Below are 16,135 nucleotides of genomic sequence, written 5' to 3'. Positions count from 1 at the left end.
TGCCTCCCGCTCACCTGCTCCACCGGTTGTCTACCGCTCCATTCCCCGCAGTTCAGGAGCTACAACCTCCGCCGCGAGCATTCTGCGCAGACATCCAAGGCATCGGGAACGCATCGGGCCCAAACTGCCCTGTGACATACCCAACTCCCCTGCGATTTCCCGGTAGGTCGGATCGTGAGGGGCGAGCATCGCCTCGAGTAACCGGCGGCAGCGTCCCGGCAGTCGTCCCACCGCGCGGCGCACGGCCCGGCGTTCGTCGGCACCCACCGCGATCCGCTCGGGGCATCCGGCCCAGTCCGCGGGGGATTCGCCCGCCGCGTACGCGCGTTCGTGCCGGACCCTGCGGCGGACGGTACGTGCCTCCGCCCGTACCGCGGCGCGGACCCAGCGGGCGGGGTCGGCCAGGGCCGCCCTCACGTCCCGGCCCTCCAGCAGGCGCAGCCACACCGCCTGTTCCAGGTCGGCGGCCTCGGCACCGGCGGCGTGCGCCTCGGCCGTCGCCTCGGCGCGGACCAGGGCGTGCAGGGCGCGGACGAGAGCCCGCTCTTCGCCGGGGGCCCGGTCCGTCGCGGCCGGGCGCCCGGCGCGCCCCCGCGCGCGCTCGTTGCCCTGGCCCTGCGAAACATGATCAAGAAGGGTCATGTCCCGTCAACGCTCCCCGGGCGCGGCCGGTTGCCGCACGCGGGGAGCTCCACCCGACCGGGGCATCCCCGCCGGGTGGCTGACGTACCCGTGGACCGGGCGGGTGTCTCAGGCGCCCTCGAAGTCGGCCGCCGCGAGCAGCGCGGTGTCCGGGTTGTCGGAGAAGACGCCGTCGATGCCCGTCGCGAAGTACGTGCGGAAGGCACCGAACGCGTCGCCATAGGCGTTGGGGTCGGTACCCCGCCGGAAGTCGGCCGGGAGGAAGCTGTTCTCGTTGCGCATGGTGTACGGGTGCAGGATCAGGCCCCGGGCGTGCGCGTCGGCGACCAGGGTGGTCGGGGCGGTCAGCCGGCCCGAGGCGTCCTTGGGGATGACCAGGTCCAGGGTGGGGCCGATGCCCTGGGCGAAGGACGCGATCCACTTCAGTCCGGCGGGCGTCACCAGATCGGCCACGGTGCGGGGGTCGCCCGCCTCCACGAAGTCCCAGGGCCTCTCCTTCGGCCCGGACAGCAGGACGACGCGGGGCGTGGCCACGAGCTTCGACAGCCGCTGGATGGAGCCCGGCTCGAAGGACTGCAGGATCAGCGGGGAGTCCGCGCGGTGCCGGCCGTAACGGCGCAGCAGCCGTGCGACCCGCTCCTCCAGGCCGAGCCCGAGTCCGCGGAAGTAGGTGGGGTGCTTGGTCTCGACGTACAGCCAGACGGGGCGGCCGCGCCGACGGCCCTCCTTGTCGGCCCAGCGCAGGACCTCCTCGAACGTGGGGATCTCCCAGCGGCCGTCGTAGAGGGTGTTCTTCTGCCGGGTGCCGGGAATGCGCTCCTTGGCCCGGAGGGTCTTCAGTTCCGCGAGGGTGAAGTCCTCGGTGAACCAGCCCGTGAGCGAGACGCCGTCCACCTTCTTGGTGGTCCTGCGGCTCGCGAACCCGGGGTGGTCGGCGACGTCCGTGGTCGCGGTGATGTCGTTCTCGTGGCGGCAGACGAGGTGTCCGTCCTTGGTCGGCACGAGGTCCTGCTCGACGATGTGCGCGCCCATGTCGAGCGCCAGCTGGTAGGAGCCGAGCGTGTGCTCGGGGCGGTAGCCGCTGGCTCCGCGATGGCCGATGACCGTGGGCACGGGAAGGTCCCGGAAGGAGCCGTGGCCCGCGCCCTTGGCGTCGGGCGCGCCACGCCCGGCCGCGTTCGCCGTTCCGGTGATTCCGAGAGCCGCCGAGCCGAGGACGGCCGCTCCGAGGAGGGTCCGCCGCCCGGGACCCGTCTGCGCGCGCTCTGTCATGAATACTCCTCGCCTGTGATGTCCGGCCCCTTCGGGGAAGGCTTGATCGTAGGCAGCTACGCCATCGGCGGGGCGGCCCGTGGACGAACATGGCGGAAACACACGTCAACACTGCGTATCCGCTCGGTGAACCCGATGTGCGGAGAGGGCGTACCCGCGAGTATCGTCCTCACCTGCACAGAACCCGCGAATTTCCGCACCGGCCGCCCGGCCACGACACCGGAGGAAGCGTTGTCCCGACTCACGGTCATCAAGGCAGTGCTCGGACCCATCCTGCGCCTGCTCTTCCGGCCACAGGTGGAGGGTGTCGCGAACATCCCCGGGACCGGTCCGGTGATCCTCGCGGGGAACCACCTGACGTTCATCGACTCGATGATCATGCCGATCTGCTGCGACAGGCCGGTGTTCTACATCGGCAAGGACGAGTACGTCACGGGCAAGGGCTTCAAGGGCCGGCTGATGGCCTGGTTCTTCACCGGCTGCGGCATGATCCCCGTGGACCGGGACGGCGGCCGGGGCGGCGTCGCGGCGCTCATGACGGGCCGCCGGGTGCTGGAGGAGGGCAACGCCTTCGCCATCTACCCCGAGGGCACCCGCTCCCCCGACGGCCGCCTCTACCGGGGCCGTACGGGCATCGCCAGGCTGACGCTGATGACGGGTGCCCCGGTCGTGCCCTTCGCGATGATCGGCACCGACAAGCTGCAGCCGGGCGGCGCGGGTCTGCCCCGTCCGGGCAAGGTCACGGTCCGGTTCGGTGAGCCGATGGAGTTCTCCCGGTACGAGGGCATGGACCGCGACCGCTATGTGCTGCGGGCGGTCACGGACTCCGTGATGGCCGAGGTGATGCGTCTGTCCGGCCAGGAGTACGTCGACATGTACGCCACCAAGGCGAAGGCCGCCTGAGCCGTACGAGTGTCTTCGGGGGGACCCGGCGCGGACGCGCCGGGTCCCCTCACTCGTCGGCGATGATCCCCTCCTGCAGCTTCTCGTTGCGCAACAGGAACCACGCTGCCGCGGCGGTCGCGAGCAGCACGACGGCGCCGACCGCCGCCGACACCCGCAGCCCGTTGACGAACGCCTCCTGAGCGGCCGTGACCAGCTCGCCCGCCAGGGGCGAGGGAAGGTTGTCGGCCATCTCCACGGCTCCCCCGAGCGACTCGTGAGCGGCGGCGGCGGCACGGGGCGAAACGCCCTCGGGTGTGGCGAAGCCCTGATAGACGCCGGTGACGATGGAGCCGAGCAGCGCGATCCCGAGGGCGGCGCCGAGTTCGTACGCCGTCTCGGAGACCGCGGAGGCCGAGCCCGCCTGTTCCTTCGGGACGCTGGAGAGGATGACGTCGGAGGTGACGGTGAAGGCGAACCCCGCGCCGACGCCCACCACCAGGAGCAGGGCCCCGATCAGCGGATAGCCCGTCTCCTTGTGGATCACGGTGACCACGGCGAGCGACACTCCGATGGCCCCCAGTCCGCCGGCCACCACGGAGCGCACGCTGAAGCGGCGGGCGACGTTGCCCGCCATCAGCCCCGCTGTCACCGCGCCGACCGCCGCGGGCAGTTCGGCGAGCCCTGCCTCGAGCGGACCCCGCCCCTGGACCAGTTGCAGGAACTGGGAGAGGAAGAAGACGATTCCGGACAGGCCCAGGATGGTCAGCAGGTCGGCGAGGACGGCTCCGGAGAACCCTCGGTGGTGGAAGAGCCGCATGTCCAGCAGCGGGGCGGGCAGCTTGAGCTGACGGCGTACGAACCAGACGAGCGCCCCGATGCCGACGAGGACCACCACGACGGTCTTCGGGGTCACCCCGTGGGCGGCCGCCTCCTTGACGGCGTATACGACGCCGATCAGGCCGATCATGGACAGCCCCACGCTGGGGAGGTCCCACGGGCCCGGTGCCGGGTTCCTGGACTCGGGGATCATCTTGATGCCGACGGCGACCAGGACCGCCATCACCGGCAGGTTGATCAGGAAGACCGATCCCCACCAGAAGTGCTCCAGCAGGAGACCGCCCACGACCGGCCCCACCGCGGCTCCCGCCGAGGCCATCGCCCCCCAGATGCCGACGGCTAGGCTGCGTTCGCGCGGGTCGTGGAAGAGGTTCCGGATCAGGGCGAGGGTGGACGGCATCAGGGTCGCGCCCGCGACGCCGAGCAGGGCCCGGGCCAGGATCATCATCTCGGGACTGGAGGCGTAGGCGTTGAGCACGGACACCGCCCCGAACGCCGTGGCGCCGGTCAGCAGCAGTTTCTTGCGTCCGATGCGGTCACCGAGGCTGCCCATGGACACGAGGAGCCCGGCGATCACGAAGGAGTAGACGTCACCGATCCAGAGCAGCTGGGTGCCCGTCGGTTCGAGGTCCTCGCTGAGGAAGGGCGTCGCCAGGCCGAGGACGGTGGCGTCGACGGCGACGAGCAGCACGGCCAGGACGAGGACGGCGAGGGCGATCCACCGCCCCGGATCACGCACGTCGCCGGTGGTGTCCGCCGACTGGTCGGTGCCGCTCATTTCTCCACGCTCCGGCGTGCTCCGCCGAGGAGCAACTCGACGATCATGTAAGGGAAGTCCTGCGCGGCGACCCTGCCCGTCTGTATGGACCACGCGCAGCTGCCGATCAGGCCGTAGAGGGCCTCGGTGAGCCAGGCCGGTGTGAGGTCGATCCGGAACTCGCCGCGTTCCTGGCCGCGCCGGAAGAAGGCGGAGACCCTGGCGTCCAGACGGCTCCATCCTTCGTTGACGTCGTCGCCCTCGAAGAGCTGGTTCTCGGTCACGAGGAAGGACAGCAGGCCCGCACTGGGCTCGACGTGCGCGATCAGCCGGCGGAGTCCGTCCTCGGCGGCGCCCTCGTCGAGGCCGGCGGCGTCCAGTGCGGCCTCGAACTCCCGGATTCCGAGGTCTTCCAGCGCACCGACCAGGGCGTCCCGCCCGGCGAAGTGCCGGTGCAGGGTGGCACGGCCGATGCCCGCGGCCCGGGCGACCTCGTCCATGGTCGCGGTGGATCTGCGGCTGAGCAGTGCGGCGGCGCTGCGCAGCACCTGCTCGCGGTCGAGTGTCATGAGACGACACTAACCCACATGAGACATCAACGTCCCACTAGGGGGATCGTGTCGCCGGGCGCTCCGGGGGCACCATGGCGCCATGAAGCCGCTGCTGCTGATCGACATCGACGGTCCGCTCAATCCGTACGCGGCACTCGCCCGCCGCCCCGTCCCGGAGGGTTACACGCTCCACCGCATGCGGCCGACGGGGTGGACGGAGGGCACGGCGCTGCCGGTCCTGCTCAGCGCGGACCACGGGGGCGAGCTCCTGGCCCTGGCCGCCCGGTACGAACTCGTCTGGGCGACCACCTGGAAGGACGAGGCGAACGAGTGGGTCGGCCCGCACCTCGGGCTGCCCCCGCTGCCGTACATCGACTGGCCCTCGATGCACGGCGTGACGGGGAACGGCACGTACTGGAAGACGCGTCACGTCGTCGACTACGCCGAGGGGAGGCCGTTCGCCTGGGTGGACGACGAGATCTCCGACGCTGATACGGCGTGGGTCGCGGCGCACCACCCTGGGCGCGCCCTGCTGCGGCGGATCGACCCGTGGGTCGGCCTGGTACGGGCGGACTTCGGCGCACTCGCCGACTGGGCGGCCCGAGCGTGAGCGGCCCCGCGCGCCGGGGCCGGCGCCTCCGGACGGAACGGCGGGCGCTGCGGCGGGCGCTCAGCTCCAGGGCAGCGAGGCCCGGTGGCGCCAGTAGGCCTCCGGCTCCTCCACCAGAGCCGACAGCCGGTCGAGCCGCTCCGGGTCGAGGTCGAGCAGCGGGGAGTGCAGATTGGCCGCCAGCTGGGTGACGGTCGCCGCACCGGACAGCACGACGCCCGCCCACGGCTGGTGGAGCACGAGCGCCAGGGCGACGGCGTCGGCGTCCAGTCCCGCGTCGGCGCCGATCTCCTGGACGACGGCGGGCGCCTCGGTTCCGGCGAGGCGGCCGTTGGCCATGGCCTCCTTGACGATCACCGTGAGCCCGGCGTCGTGCGCCTCGGAGAGCGCCGGCCCGGCGGAGGTCTCCAGGGCGTTGTAGGTCGCCTGGACCGTGCGGAAGAGGGGTTCGCCGTCCACGGTCACCGCGAGCGCGGCCCGGACGGCGTCGGCCTGGGCCGGCCCGCTCGTGGAGAAGCCGACCGTGGTGCCGCTCGCGGCCAGCTCGGCGAGGCGCGCGTGCAGGTCCTTGTCGCCGAGCGCCGGGCTGTCGGCGGTCACCGAGTGGATCTGGTAGAGGTCGAGCCGGTCACCCAGGAGACCGGTGGTCTCGCCGTACTGACGCTCGAAGGTGGCGAGGCCGTGGTCCTTCACCTCGGGCGCCTCGGCGTCCACGCGCCAGTCGGCGGTGTAGGTGTAACCCCACTTGCTGCCGATGACCATGTCCGTCGCGTCGGGGCGGACGGCGAGCCAGTCGGCGAGGAACTCCTCGGCGCGGCCGTAGGAGCGGGCCACGTCGATGTAGCGGACCCCCTGGGCGTAGGCCGCGTCCAGGAGTTCGTGCGTGCGGGCCCGCAGCGCGTCGACACTGCGGTCGGCCGGGAGGTCCCGGTCGCGCCGCAGGTTGATGTAGCCGGGCCTGCCGACAGCGGCCAGGCCGAGCCCGATGTGGGAGGTCGGGGTGGTCGCTCGGTTCAGGCGGGCGAAGGGCATCGCGGGCTCCTCTGGGTCGGTTCCGAACGCCTTCCCGTCAACGTAGCCCGCGATGCCTGCCAATCATCCGCGCGCGGTCGCCCAGGCGTGCTGCGTCACCAGGTCGGCCTTCACCTCGGCCAGCTGGACGGCGACGGCCGAGGGTGCGGTTCCGCCGCGGCCGTCCCTGGAGGCGAGTGCGCCGGGCACGTCGAGGACCGTGCGCACCTCGGGCGTGAGGTGCTCGGAGATCTTCGCGAACTGCTCGTCCGTCAGCTCGTCGAGCTCGATGCCGTGGTGCTCGCACTCCTTGACGCACTCTCCGGCGACCTCGTGCGCCACACGGAAGGGGACTCCCTGCTTCACGAGCCACTCGGCGATGTCCGTGGCGAGCGAGAAGCCGGCCGGGGCCAGTTCCTCCATGCGCTCCCGGTTGACCGTGAGCGTGGCCATCATCCCGGTGAAGGCGGGGAGCAGGACCTCCAGCTGGTCGCAGGAGTCGAAGACCGGCTCCTTGTCCTCCTGGAGGTCGCGGTTGTACGCGAGCGGGAGGGCCTTGAGCGTGGCCATGAGGCCGGTCAGGTTGCCGATGAGCCGGCCGGACTTGCCCCGGGCCAGTTCGGCGATGTCCGGGTTCTTCTTCTGCGGCATGATCGAGGAGCCGGTGGAGAAGGCGTCGTGGAGGGTGACGAAGGAGAACTCCTTCGTGTTCCAGATGATGATCTCCTCCGCGATCCGGGAGAGGTTGACGCCGATCATCGCGGTGATGAACGCGAACTCCGCGACGAAGTCCCGGGACGCGGTGCCGTCGATGGAGTTGGCCACGGAGCCGTGCTCGAAGCCGAGATCGGCCGCGACGGCCTCCGGGTCGAGCCCGAGCGACGACCCGGCGAGCGCACCGGAACCGTACGGGGACACGGCGGTCCGCTCGTCCCACTGCCGCAGCCGCTCGGCGTCCCGGATCAGGGGCTGCACATGGGCCAGCATGTGGTGGGCGAAGAGGACGGGCTGGGCGTGCTGAAGGTGGGTGCGGCCCGGCATGGCCACGTCAGGATGCGCCTCGGCCAGACCCACGAGCGCGTCCTGGAGCTCGGCGATCAGGCCGCCGATGATCCGGGCGTGATCGCGGAGGTACATCCGGAAGAGCGTGGCCACCTGGTCGTTGCGGGACCGGCCGGCGCGCAGCTTGCCGCCGAGGTCCGGGCCGAGACGTTCCAGGAGCCCGCGCTCCAGTGCGGTGTGGACGTCCTCGTCGGCGATGGTGCCGGTGAACGATCCGTCGGCGACGGCTGCTTCGAGCGCGTCGAGTCCGGCGATCATGCGGGTCAGCTCGTCCTGGGTGAGAAGGCCCGCCTTGTTGAGCACGCGCGCGTGGGCACGGGATCCGGCGATGTCGTACGGCGCGAGCCGCCAGTCGAAGTGGACGGAGGCGGACAGCTTGGCCAGCGCCTCGGCCGGACCGTCGGCGAAACGGCCGCCCCACAGGCGTACGTCGCTGTTGCCGGTGCCGTTGCTCACTGCGTGCTCCTCGGAGTGCAAGGGGGTGCGAGGGGGAACTGCGACCCGTCCGCCGCCCACGGGCGAGGGGGAGGCTGACGGTGAAGCGGTGGATCGGCCAGGCCGCGCTCGCCGCGGGCTTCGAGGACGGCCGGGGTCGTCACGATCACTGATTGGTATAACTATGCAGTGGTCCGTATGTTTTGTCAAAGAGGCTGGTGCGGTGGGGTACGGCCGGTTCTAGGCTGCACCCATGCGGCACCTGATCCCCTTGTCCCCCACCCTGCTCCTCCCCCCGCAGGACCGTCTTCTGCTGGGCAAGCCCCTGGCCGCAGCGCTGGACGCGGCCGACCCCGAGGCGTGGGCCGGGCTCGACAGGCGCACGGCGGCGGCGACCGCGCGCCGGGACGGGATCCGCCCCACGGCGGACCTGGTCCGGGAGGGGCGCCGGGACGGGAGCGGTTGCGTCGACTGGGCCGCCGCGCCGCGCTGGGACGAGGAGGCGCACGACGTCACCTGGTCCCGCTTCCCGCCCACCGAGGCCGAGACGGCCCTCGTGCTGTGCCACCACCGGTGGCAGGCCCGCGAGGCCGCGCTGGCGTTCACCCCCGGGCGGCCGGCTCTGCTGCCGCTGGTCGTCGTCCGCTGCGCCGACAGCCGCCGCGAGGTGCGGGAACGCGCCCGCCGCATGCTGGCCGGGGTGCTGGAAGGGGACGCCGCCCCCGGCCTCGTCCCCATCGCCCTGCGCATGACCCTGCGCCCGCACGGGGCGTGGGCAGCGGAACGGCTCCTGGCCGCCACGGGCCCTCTGCCGGCCGGCGTCGCGGCCCGCGTCGGCGCGAGTCCGCACCCCGCGGTCCGGCTCCTCGGGGTGCGGTTCAGCCTCGAACACGGCTCCCCCGGCCCCGGCGCACTGACGGAGTCGGCACTCACCGCTCAGGACCGTGCCGTACGGCACCTGTGCACCGGTGCGCTGCTGGCCCGCGTGACCACCGGCGATCCCGAACGACTGCTCGATCCGCTGCTCGGAGCGTCCTCCGCGGTGACGCGCTCCTCGGCTGTGACGGCGCTGCACCGCGCGGGCCGCGGCCGTGAGGCGGGCGCCCACCTGGCCGACCCGTCCGCCGTCGTGCGTTCGGCCGCGCGCCTCGTCCTGCGCCTGGAGGGCGAGGACCCCGGTGCGCGCTACCGCGAGCTGTGCGCGGACACCGCCGGCACGGGCCCGCGCCCTGGCGCGCTCTTCGGTCTGGCCGAGTCGGCGGTGCCGGACGCGCCTGCGCTCCTGAGGCCGTTGACGGTCCACCCCGAGGGCCGGGTGCGCGCCGCGGCACTCGCTTCGCTGCGGATGCTGGACGCTGTCTCCCCCGACGAGCTGATGTCGGCCATGGAGGATCCGCACCCCCCGGTGGTGCGCACCGCCCGCAAAGCGCTCGTCCCGTACGTGCTGCTCGTCCCGGAGGAGTGGCTGGCCTCCCTGGTGGCTCCCGGGCGCCTCCGGCACGTGCGGCGTGCGGGACTGCGGCTGCTCTGCGCCCACAGTCTCGCGCTGCGCAAGCGCGTGCTGGCGGCGCTGGAGGACGACGACGATCCCGAGGTTGCCCACGAGGCGCAGCGCGCCCGCTACGAGCCGCTGCCACCGGCGGATTCCACCAGGTGAAATCACCGGTCGGGATCCTCGCCGCGCGGGATAATCCGATCATGGGAAAGACACACGAACGCATCGACGGACGTCTGAGAACCTTCATCGAGGAACAGCACATGTTCTTCACCGCGACGGCGCCCCTGGGCGAGGAGGGCACGGTCAACCTCTCCCCCAAGGGCATGAGCGGGTCCTTCGCCGTGGTCGACGAACGGACCGTGGCCTACCTCGACTTCGCGGGGAGCAACGCCGAGACCATCGCCCACCTGCGCGAGAACGGGCGCATCACCCTGATGTGGTGCGCGTTCCAGGGGCCCCCGAACATCGTCCGTGTGCACGGCCGCGGCGAGCCGGTCTTCCGCGACGACCCCCGGTTCCCCGCACTGCTCGGCCACTTCCCCACCGTGGACCACACACAGCACGGACTCCGCGCGGTCATCGTGGTGACGGCCGACCTGATCCGGGACACGTGCGGCTACGCGGTGCCCTTCATGTCGTACGACGAGGACCGCCCCCTGCACTCCGGCCGCTTCGCGCGGGAGGACGACGAGAGCCTGAGCCGCTACTTCGAGAGCAAGGCGGACATCGCCACCAGCATCGACGGTCTGCCGGGGCTCCCGTTGCCGTTGCCCGTGCTGCCGTCCCCAGCCGCGGGGTGAGCTGCTGGGCCGTACGGAGCAAGCGCGGTGGGGACCTCCCCTCGCGCCCCGTACGGTCCGGGGCATGCGCGGATTCCTGGTGACCGGATCGGTCCTGCTGGCACTCTCCGGTTCGGTCGGGGCGGGCCCGGCCGGGCCCGCCCCCCTGCCCGAGCGGATGGCCGACACCGGTGGCGGCACCCAGCTGATCACCGCCGAGGCCCCCGGCACCGGGTCCACCACGGGCACCGTCACCTGGTGGGACCGGCTTCCGGAGGGGTGGACGGAGGCGGGTTCGGCGCCCGCGCGCTTCGGAGCCAGCGGCCTGACCGAGGGGACCACGCGGATCCAGGGCACGAACACCACACCGACCGGGCTCTACGACCTGCCCTACGCGTTCGGGACCGAGGCACCCCTGGCAGGGACCCGCTATCCGTACCGCCTGGCCGACGACCGCGCCTGGTGGTGCCAGGACGACGAGTCCAGTGCCTACAACCGGTGGGTCCGGCCGCTGCCCGCCGACTGCAGGGCGGAGGAGTCCGAACACCTGGTGGCCTACTCCACGCAGTACGCCCACGCGCTCGTCATCGGCTTCAACTACCACCGGCCGGTGCGCGGCAGGGGTGCCGGGATCTTCCTCCACGTCGACGGGAAGGGCGCGACCGCCGGCTGCGTCTCCGTGCCGGCGGCCGCCATGGACCGGATCCTGGCCTGGGCCGATCCGGCCCGCCGACCGCACATCGCGGTCGGAACGGTCTCCGGACCCACTGCGGTCACCCGCTACTGACGGCCCCTCAGCGGTCGTTCTGGGCAAGCCTCAGAAGGTGGTCCGCCAGTGCCTGGCCGCCGTTCGGGTCGCGGCTGATCAGCATCAGGGTGTCGTCCCCCGCGATCGTGCCGAGGATCGCCCGGAGTTCGGCCTGGTCGATGGCCGAGGCGAGGAACTGGGCGGCGCCCGGAGGCGTACGCAGCACCACCAGATTGGCCGACGCCTCCGCGGAGATCAGCAGCTCGGCGGAGAGCCTGCGCATCCTCTCCTCCTTGGCGGACCCGCCGAGCGGCGCCTGCGGGGTACGGAACCCGCCCTCGCTCGGAACCGCGTAGATCAGCTCACCACCGGTGTTGCGGATCTTCACCGCGCCGAGCTCGTCCAGGTCCCGCGAGAGCGTCGCCTGCGTGACGCTCAGCCCGTCGTCCGACAGCAGCCGCGCCAGCTGACTCTGGGAACGCACCGGCTGCCGGTTGAGGATGTCCACGATCCTGCGGTGGCGTGCGGTGCGCGTCTGCGGCACCGACGGCCCGCCGTGGTCGGTGTCCTGCGCCTCGGTCATCGTCGTCGCCTCATTCTCCGGATCGTCCGTCCCCGTAAGCCGCGTCGAGGGCTCCCGGCAGAATCCGCAGGAACGCGTCCACCTCCGCGTCACCGATGATCAGCGGCGGCATGAGCCGCACGACGTCGGGGGCGGGCGCGTTCACCAGGAGTCCGGCTCCCTGAGCCGCCTGCTGCACCTTCGGTGCGAGGGGCCCGGTGAGCACGATACCCAGCAGCAGCCCGGAGCCCCGGACGTGGGAGACCAGCGGATGGGCGAGGCCCTCCACGCCGTCCCGGATCCGCTCGCCGAGCCGCTTGACCTGGTCGAGGGTCCCGTCCGCCGCGAGGGTGTCCAGGACCGCGAGACCGGCTGCGCATGCGACCGGGTTGCCACCGAACGTCGTGCCGTGCTGACCGGGTTTCAGGAGATCGGCCGCGGCGCCGAACGCGACGGTGGCGCCGATCGGCAGCCCGCCGCCGAGCCCCTTGGCGAGGGTGACCACGTCGGGTTCGACACCCTGGTGCGCCTGGTGCTCGAACCAGTGGCCGCACCGGCCGATGCCGGTCTGCACCTCGTCCAGGACGAGCAGGGTGCCGGTGGCCCGGGTGATCTCCCTGGCCGCCTCCAGATAGCCCTTGGGCGGTACGACGACACCGTTCTCGCCCTGCATCGGCTCGATGATCAGCAGTGCGGTGTCGGCCGTGACCGCGGCCCGGAGGGCTTCGGCGTCGCCGTACGGCACGTGGGTGACGTCACCGGGCAGCGGCAGGAACGGCTCGCGCTTCGCCGGCTGGCCGGTCAGGGCGAGGCTGCCCATGGTCCGGCCGTGGAAGCCTCCACCGGTGGCGACCATGTGCGGACGCCCGGTCAGCCGGCCGATCTTGAAGGCCGCCTCGTTGGCCTCGGCGCCGGAGTTGCTGAAGAAGACCCTGCCGGTACGGCCGAAGAGCTGCAGCAGCCGCTCGGCGAGCGCGATCGGCGGCTCGGCGGTGTACAGGTTGGAGACGTGCCCGAGGGTGGCGATCTGGGTGGAGACGGCCTCGACCACCGCGGGATGGGCGTGCCCGAGCGCGTTGACCGCGATCCCGCCGACGAAGTCGAGGTATTCCGCGCCTTCCGCGTCCCACACCCGGGCGCCCTCGCCGCGCACCAGGGGCAGTTGCGGAGTGCCGTAGTTGTCCATCAGCGCGCCCTGCCAGCGCCGCGCGAACTCCTCGTTGCTCATGACTCCCCCTCAGGGTCGGGCTGTGCTCCGGGGGCCGCGTCGGGCACGACCATCGTGCCGATCCCCTCGTCGGTGAAGATCTCCAGCAGGATCGAGTGGTGGACCCGGCCGTCGAGGACACGAGCGGTCTCGACACCGTTGCGTACGGCGTGCAGGCAGCCCTGCATCTTGGGCACCATGCCGCTGGAGAGGGTGGGAAGCAGCTTCTCCAGTTCGGTGGCGGTGAGACGGCTGATCACGTCGTCGCTGTGGGGCCAGTCCTCGTAGAGGCCCTCGACGTCCGTGAGGACCATCAGCGTCTCGGCACCGAGCGCGGCGGCGAGCGCGGCGGCGGCGGTGTCGGCGTTGACGTTGTAGACGTGGTTGTCCTCGGCGGACCGGGCGATGGAGGAGATGACCGGGATCCGGCCGTCGTCCAGCAGCGCCTGGATGGCCCCGGTGTCGACGGCGGTGATCTCGCCGACCCGGCCGATGTCCACGGCCTCGCCGTCGATCACCGGGCGGTGCTGGGTGGCGGTGATCGTGTGGGCGTCCTCGCCGGTCATGCCGACGGCCAGCGGTCCGTGCTGGTTGAGCAGGCCGACGAGCTCACGCTGGACCTGCCCGGCCAGCACCATGCGCACGACGTCCATGGCCTCCGGCGTCGTGACGCGGAGCCCGGCCTTGAACTCGCTGACCAGGCCGTGCCGGTCGAGCTGGGCGTTGATCTGCGGGCCGCCGCCGTGCACGACGACCGGCTTGAGGCCGGCGTGCCGCAGGAAGACGACGTCCTGGGCGAAGGCGGCCTTCAGCTCCTCGTCGATCATGGCGTTCCCGCCGAACTTGATGACGATCGTCCGGCCGTTGTGCCGGGTGAGCCAGGGCAGCGCCTCGATGAGGATCTGGGCCTTGGGCAGCGCGGTGTGCTTCCTCGCGGCGCTCATGAGCTGTACGCGCTGTTCTCGTGGACGTACTCGGCGGTGAGGTCGTTGGCCCAGATCACGGCCGACTCGTCGCCTGCCGCGAGGTCCGCGGTGATCCTGACCTCCCGGTAGCGCATGTCGACGAGGTCACGGTCCGCGCCGACACCCCCGTTCTTGCACACCCAGACGTCGTTGATGGCGACGTTCAGCCGGTCCGGCTCGAAGGCGGCCCTCGTGGTACCGATCGCCGACAGGACACGGCCCCAGTTGGGGTCCTCGCCGTGGATGGCGCACTTGAGGAGGTTGTTGCGGGCGATGGTCCGCCCGACCTCGACGGCGTCGTCCTCGGTGGCCGCGTTGACCACCTCGATACGGATGTCCTTGGACGCCCCCTCGGCGTCACCGATCAACTGCCGGGCCAGATCGGCGCAGACACTCCGGACGGCCTCGTCGAACTCGGCCCGCGCGGGGGTGACGCCGCTCGCCCCCGAGGCGAGCAGCAGCACGGTGTCGTTGGTCGACATGCACCCGTCGGAGTCGACCCGGTCGAAGGTGGTGCGGGTGGCGGAGCGCAGTGCGGTGTCCAGCGCCGGTGCCTCGACGTCGGCGTCGGTGGTGAGGACGACCAGCATGGTGGCGAGGCCGGGGGCCAGCATGCCCGCACCCTTGGCCATGCCGCCGACCGTCCAGCCGTCGCCGCCCGCGACGGCGGTCTTGTGGACCGTGTCCGTGGTCTTGATCGCGATGGCGGCCTTCTCGCCGCCGTGTTCGCTCAGCGCCTCCGCGGCCTTCTCCAGGCCGGGCAGGAGCTTGTCCATGGGGAGGAGCAGACCGATCAGCCCGGTCGAGGCGACCGCGATCTCACCCGCACTGTGCCCGGGGAGTACTTCGGCGGCCTTCTCGGCGGTGGCGTGGGTGTCCTGGAAGCCCTGCGGGCCCGTACAGGCGTTGGCTCCGCCGGAGTTGAGGACGACCGCGGTCACCTCGCCGCCTTTGACCACCTGTTCCGACCAGAGGACCGGAGCCGCTTTGACACGGTTGGAGGTGAAGACGCCCGCGGCGGCGCGGCGGGGCCCGTTGTTGACCACGAGGGCCAGGTCGGGGTGTCCGCTCTCCTTGATTCCGGCGGCGATACCCGCCGCCGAGAACCCCTGTGCTGCCGTGACGCTCACGGTGCGACTCCGATCGTGGAAAGGCCTGTGTCCTCAGGAATCCCGAGGGCGATGTTCATGCTCTGCAGGGCGCCCCCGGCCGTGCCCTTCGCCAGGTTGTCGATGGCGCTGATCACGATGATCCGGCCGGCCGCCCCGTCGTGGGCGACCTGGATCTGAACAGCGTTCGAACCGTACACAGCGGCGGTGGACGGCCACTGGCCCTCGGGCAGCAGGTCGACGAACGGCTCGTCGGCGAAGGCCTTCTCGTAGACCGCGCGGAGCGACTCGGCACTCACGCCGGGCTTCGCCTTCGCGCTGCACGTGGCGAGGATGCCGCGGGGCATGGGCGCGAGGGTCGGGGTGAAGGAGACGGACACGGGCTCGCCGGCCGCCGCCCCGAGGTTCTGGATCATCTCGGGTGTGTGCCGGTGGACCCCGCCGACGCCGTACGGAGTCATGTTGCCCATGACCTCGGAGCCGAGCAGGTGCGGCTTGGCCGCCTTGCCCGCACCGGAGGTACCGGACGCGGCGACCACGACGGCCTCCGGCTCGGCGAGGCCGGCCGCGTAGGCCGGGAAGAGCGCGAGGGACACCGCGGTGGGGTAGCAGCCGGGCACGGCGATCCGCTTGACCCCCTCCAGCGCGGTGCGGGCGCCGGGGAGTTCGGGCAGGCCGTAGGGCCAGGTGCCCGCGTGGGGCGAACCGTAGAACTTCTCCCAGTCGGCCGGGTCCTTCAGCCGGAAGTCGGCGCCCATGTCGACGACGAGCACCTCGTCGCCGAGTTGCTCGGCGACGGCGGCGGACTGCCCGTGCGGCAGGGCCAGGAAGACGACATCGTGTCCGGCGAGGGCCTCGGCCGTGGTCGGCGCCAGCACCCGGTCCGCGAGCGGCCTCAGGTGCGGTTGCAGCGCGCCAAGACGCTCTCCCGCGTTGGAGTGACCGGTGAGGGCCCCGATCTCGACCTGCGGGTGGGTGAGGAGCAGACGGAGCAGTTCACCGCCGGCGTATCCGCTCGCCCCTGCCACTGCCACGCGTACCACCATCGGACATTCCTCCTCATCGATGGCATGACTATACGCAACCATGCAGTGTTATGCAAAGATCTCCCGGAATCGGCCACCGCCTGCGTGTGACCGAGAATTCGTGTCGGCGGATCTTGGCTTCGTAACGCTGCATGACGATCCGACTCAAGTCACTGAAAG

At 71.7% G+C, this 16,135-nt stretch carries 16 protein-coding genes; 5 read left to right on the top strand and 11 right to left on the bottom strand.

Annotated elements, in window-relative coordinates; translation table 11 throughout:
- Window positions 1-30: 30 nt before the first annotated feature.
- Both OG206_RS26810 and OG206_RS26805 read right to left on the bottom strand, forming a co-directional pair.
- On the bottom strand, window positions 31-642 hold the full coding sequence (locus OG206_RS26810) for a sigma-70 family RNA polymerase sigma factor (protein ID WP_327120462.1): 612 nt from the start codon (window positions 640-642) through the stop codon (window positions 31-33).
- Window positions 643-750: 108 nt separating this feature from the next.
- Entirely contained in the window at window positions 751-1,914 is a 1,164-nt protein-coding gene (locus OG206_RS26805) for a glycerophosphodiester phosphodiesterase (protein WP_327120460.1), read from the bottom strand.
- 231 nt (window positions 1,915-2,145) lie between these two features.
- On the opposite strand from OG206_RS26805, the gene OG206_RS26800 reads away from it, so the two are divergent.
- A complete protein-coding gene (locus OG206_RS26800; RefSeq protein ID WP_327120458.1) occupies window positions 2,146-2,817 on the top strand; it encodes a lysophospholipid acyltransferase family protein in 672 nt (223 codons plus the stop codon).
- A gap of 49 nt (window positions 2,818-2,866) precedes the next feature.
- Here the strand turns inward: OG206_RS26800 and OG206_RS26795 are convergent, their stop codons facing one another.
- Together OG206_RS26795 and OG206_RS26790 are read right to left on the bottom strand one after the other, a co-directional pair.
- On the bottom strand, window positions 2,867-4,414 hold the full coding sequence (locus tag OG206_RS26795) for an MFS transporter (RefSeq protein ID WP_327120456.1): 1,548 nt from the start codon (window positions 4,412-4,414) through the stop codon (window positions 2,867-2,869).
- Complete coding sequence (locus OG206_RS26790; RefSeq protein WP_327120454.1) at window positions 4,411-4,962, bottom strand: TetR/AcrR family transcriptional regulator; 552 nt, start codon at window positions 4,960-4,962, stop codon at window positions 4,411-4,413. The genes OG206_RS26795 and OG206_RS26790 overlap by 4 nt, the downstream gene beginning before the upstream one ends.
- A gap of 82 nt (window positions 4,963-5,044) precedes the next feature.
- On the opposite strand from OG206_RS26790, the gene OG206_RS26785 reads away from it, so the two are divergent.
- Window positions 5,045-5,554, top strand: a complete 510-nt coding sequence (locus tag OG206_RS26785) for a hypothetical protein (RefSeq protein WP_327120452.1) — start codon at window positions 5,045-5,047, stop codon at window positions 5,552-5,554.
- 60 nt (window positions 5,555-5,614) lie between these two features.
- Here the strand turns inward: OG206_RS26785 and OG206_RS26780 are convergent, their stop codons facing one another.
- Complete coding sequence (locus OG206_RS26780) at window positions 5,615-6,586, bottom strand: aldo/keto reductase (protein ID WP_327120450.1); 972 nt, start codon at window positions 6,584-6,586, stop codon at window positions 5,615-5,617.
- 63 nt (window positions 6,587-6,649) lie between these two features.
- Window positions 6,650-8,083 (bottom strand): argininosuccinate lyase, encoded by a 1,434-nt coding sequence (gene argH, locus OG206_RS26775; protein WP_327120448.1) that lies wholly within the window; start codon window positions 8,081-8,083, stop codon window positions 6,650-6,652.
- A gap of 232 nt (window positions 8,084-8,315) precedes the next feature.
- Here argH and OG206_RS26770 point away from each other — a divergent pair, with 232 nt between their 5' ends.
- The 3 genes from OG206_RS26770 to OG206_RS26760 all read left to right on the top strand — a co-directional run bounded on the left by OG206_RS26770 (window position 8,316) and on the right by OG206_RS26760 (window position 11,126).
- Window positions 8,316-9,719, top strand: coding sequence for a hypothetical protein (locus OG206_RS26770; protein WP_327120446.1), 1,404 nt, complete (start codon window positions 8,316-8,318; stop codon window positions 9,717-9,719).
- A gap of 41 nt (window positions 9,720-9,760) precedes the next feature.
- A complete protein-coding gene (locus OG206_RS26765) occupies window positions 9,761-10,360 on the top strand; it encodes a pyridoxamine 5'-phosphate oxidase family protein (protein WP_327120444.1) in 600 nt (199 codons plus the stop codon).
- Window positions 10,361-10,424: 64 nt separating this feature from the next.
- The gene (locus OG206_RS26760) at window positions 10,425-11,126 is read left to right on the top strand and encodes a L,D-transpeptidase family protein (RefSeq protein ID WP_327120442.1); all 702 of its coding nucleotides are present in this window, start codon (window positions 10,425-10,427) and stop codon (window positions 11,124-11,126) included.
- Between the two features lie 7 nt (window positions 11,127-11,133).
- Here OG206_RS26760 and OG206_RS26755 read toward each other — a convergent pair whose 3' ends face one another.
- Genes OG206_RS26755 through argC form a run of 5 tightly spaced genes read right to left on the bottom strand, consistent with a single transcriptional unit; the run spans window position 11,134 to window position 15,976 of the window.
- Complete coding sequence (locus OG206_RS26755; RefSeq protein ID WP_327120440.1) at window positions 11,134-11,670, bottom strand: arginine repressor; 537 nt, start codon at window positions 11,668-11,670, stop codon at window positions 11,134-11,136.
- 10 nt (window positions 11,671-11,680) lie between these two features.
- Entirely contained in the window at window positions 11,681-12,877 is a 1,197-nt protein-coding gene (locus OG206_RS26750) for an acetylornithine transaminase (protein WP_327120438.1), read from the bottom strand.
- Window positions 12,874-13,800 carry an acetylglutamate kinase gene (argB, locus tag OG206_RS26745; protein ID WP_327120436.1) on the bottom strand — a complete coding sequence of 309 codons (927 nt, stop codon included), beginning with the start codon at window positions 13,798-13,800 and terminating at the stop codon, window positions 12,874-12,876. The genes OG206_RS26750 and argB overlap by 4 nt, the downstream gene beginning before the upstream one ends.
- Complete coding sequence (gene argJ, locus OG206_RS26740; protein WP_327120434.1) at window positions 13,797-14,951, bottom strand: bifunctional glutamate N-acetyltransferase/amino-acid acetyltransferase ArgJ; 1,155 nt, start codon at window positions 14,949-14,951, stop codon at window positions 13,797-13,799. The genes argB and argJ overlap by 4 nt, the downstream gene beginning before the upstream one ends.
- Window positions 14,948-15,976 (bottom strand): N-acetyl-gamma-glutamyl-phosphate reductase, encoded by a 1,029-nt coding sequence (argC, locus tag OG206_RS26735; protein WP_327120432.1) that lies wholly within the window; start codon window positions 15,974-15,976, stop codon window positions 14,948-14,950. Before argC ends, argJ begins: the two co-directional genes overlap by 4 nt.
- Between the last annotated feature and the right edge of the window lie 159 nt (window positions 15,977-16,135).

The organism is Streptomyces sp. NBC_01341, from assembly GCF_035946055.1.
Taxonomy (GTDB): domain Bacteria; phylum Actinomycetota; class Actinomycetes; order Streptomycetales; family Streptomycetaceae; genus Streptomyces.
The sequence above is the reverse complement of the archived record's forward strand: the minus strand, read 5'-3'. Positions and strand labels throughout refer to the sequence as shown.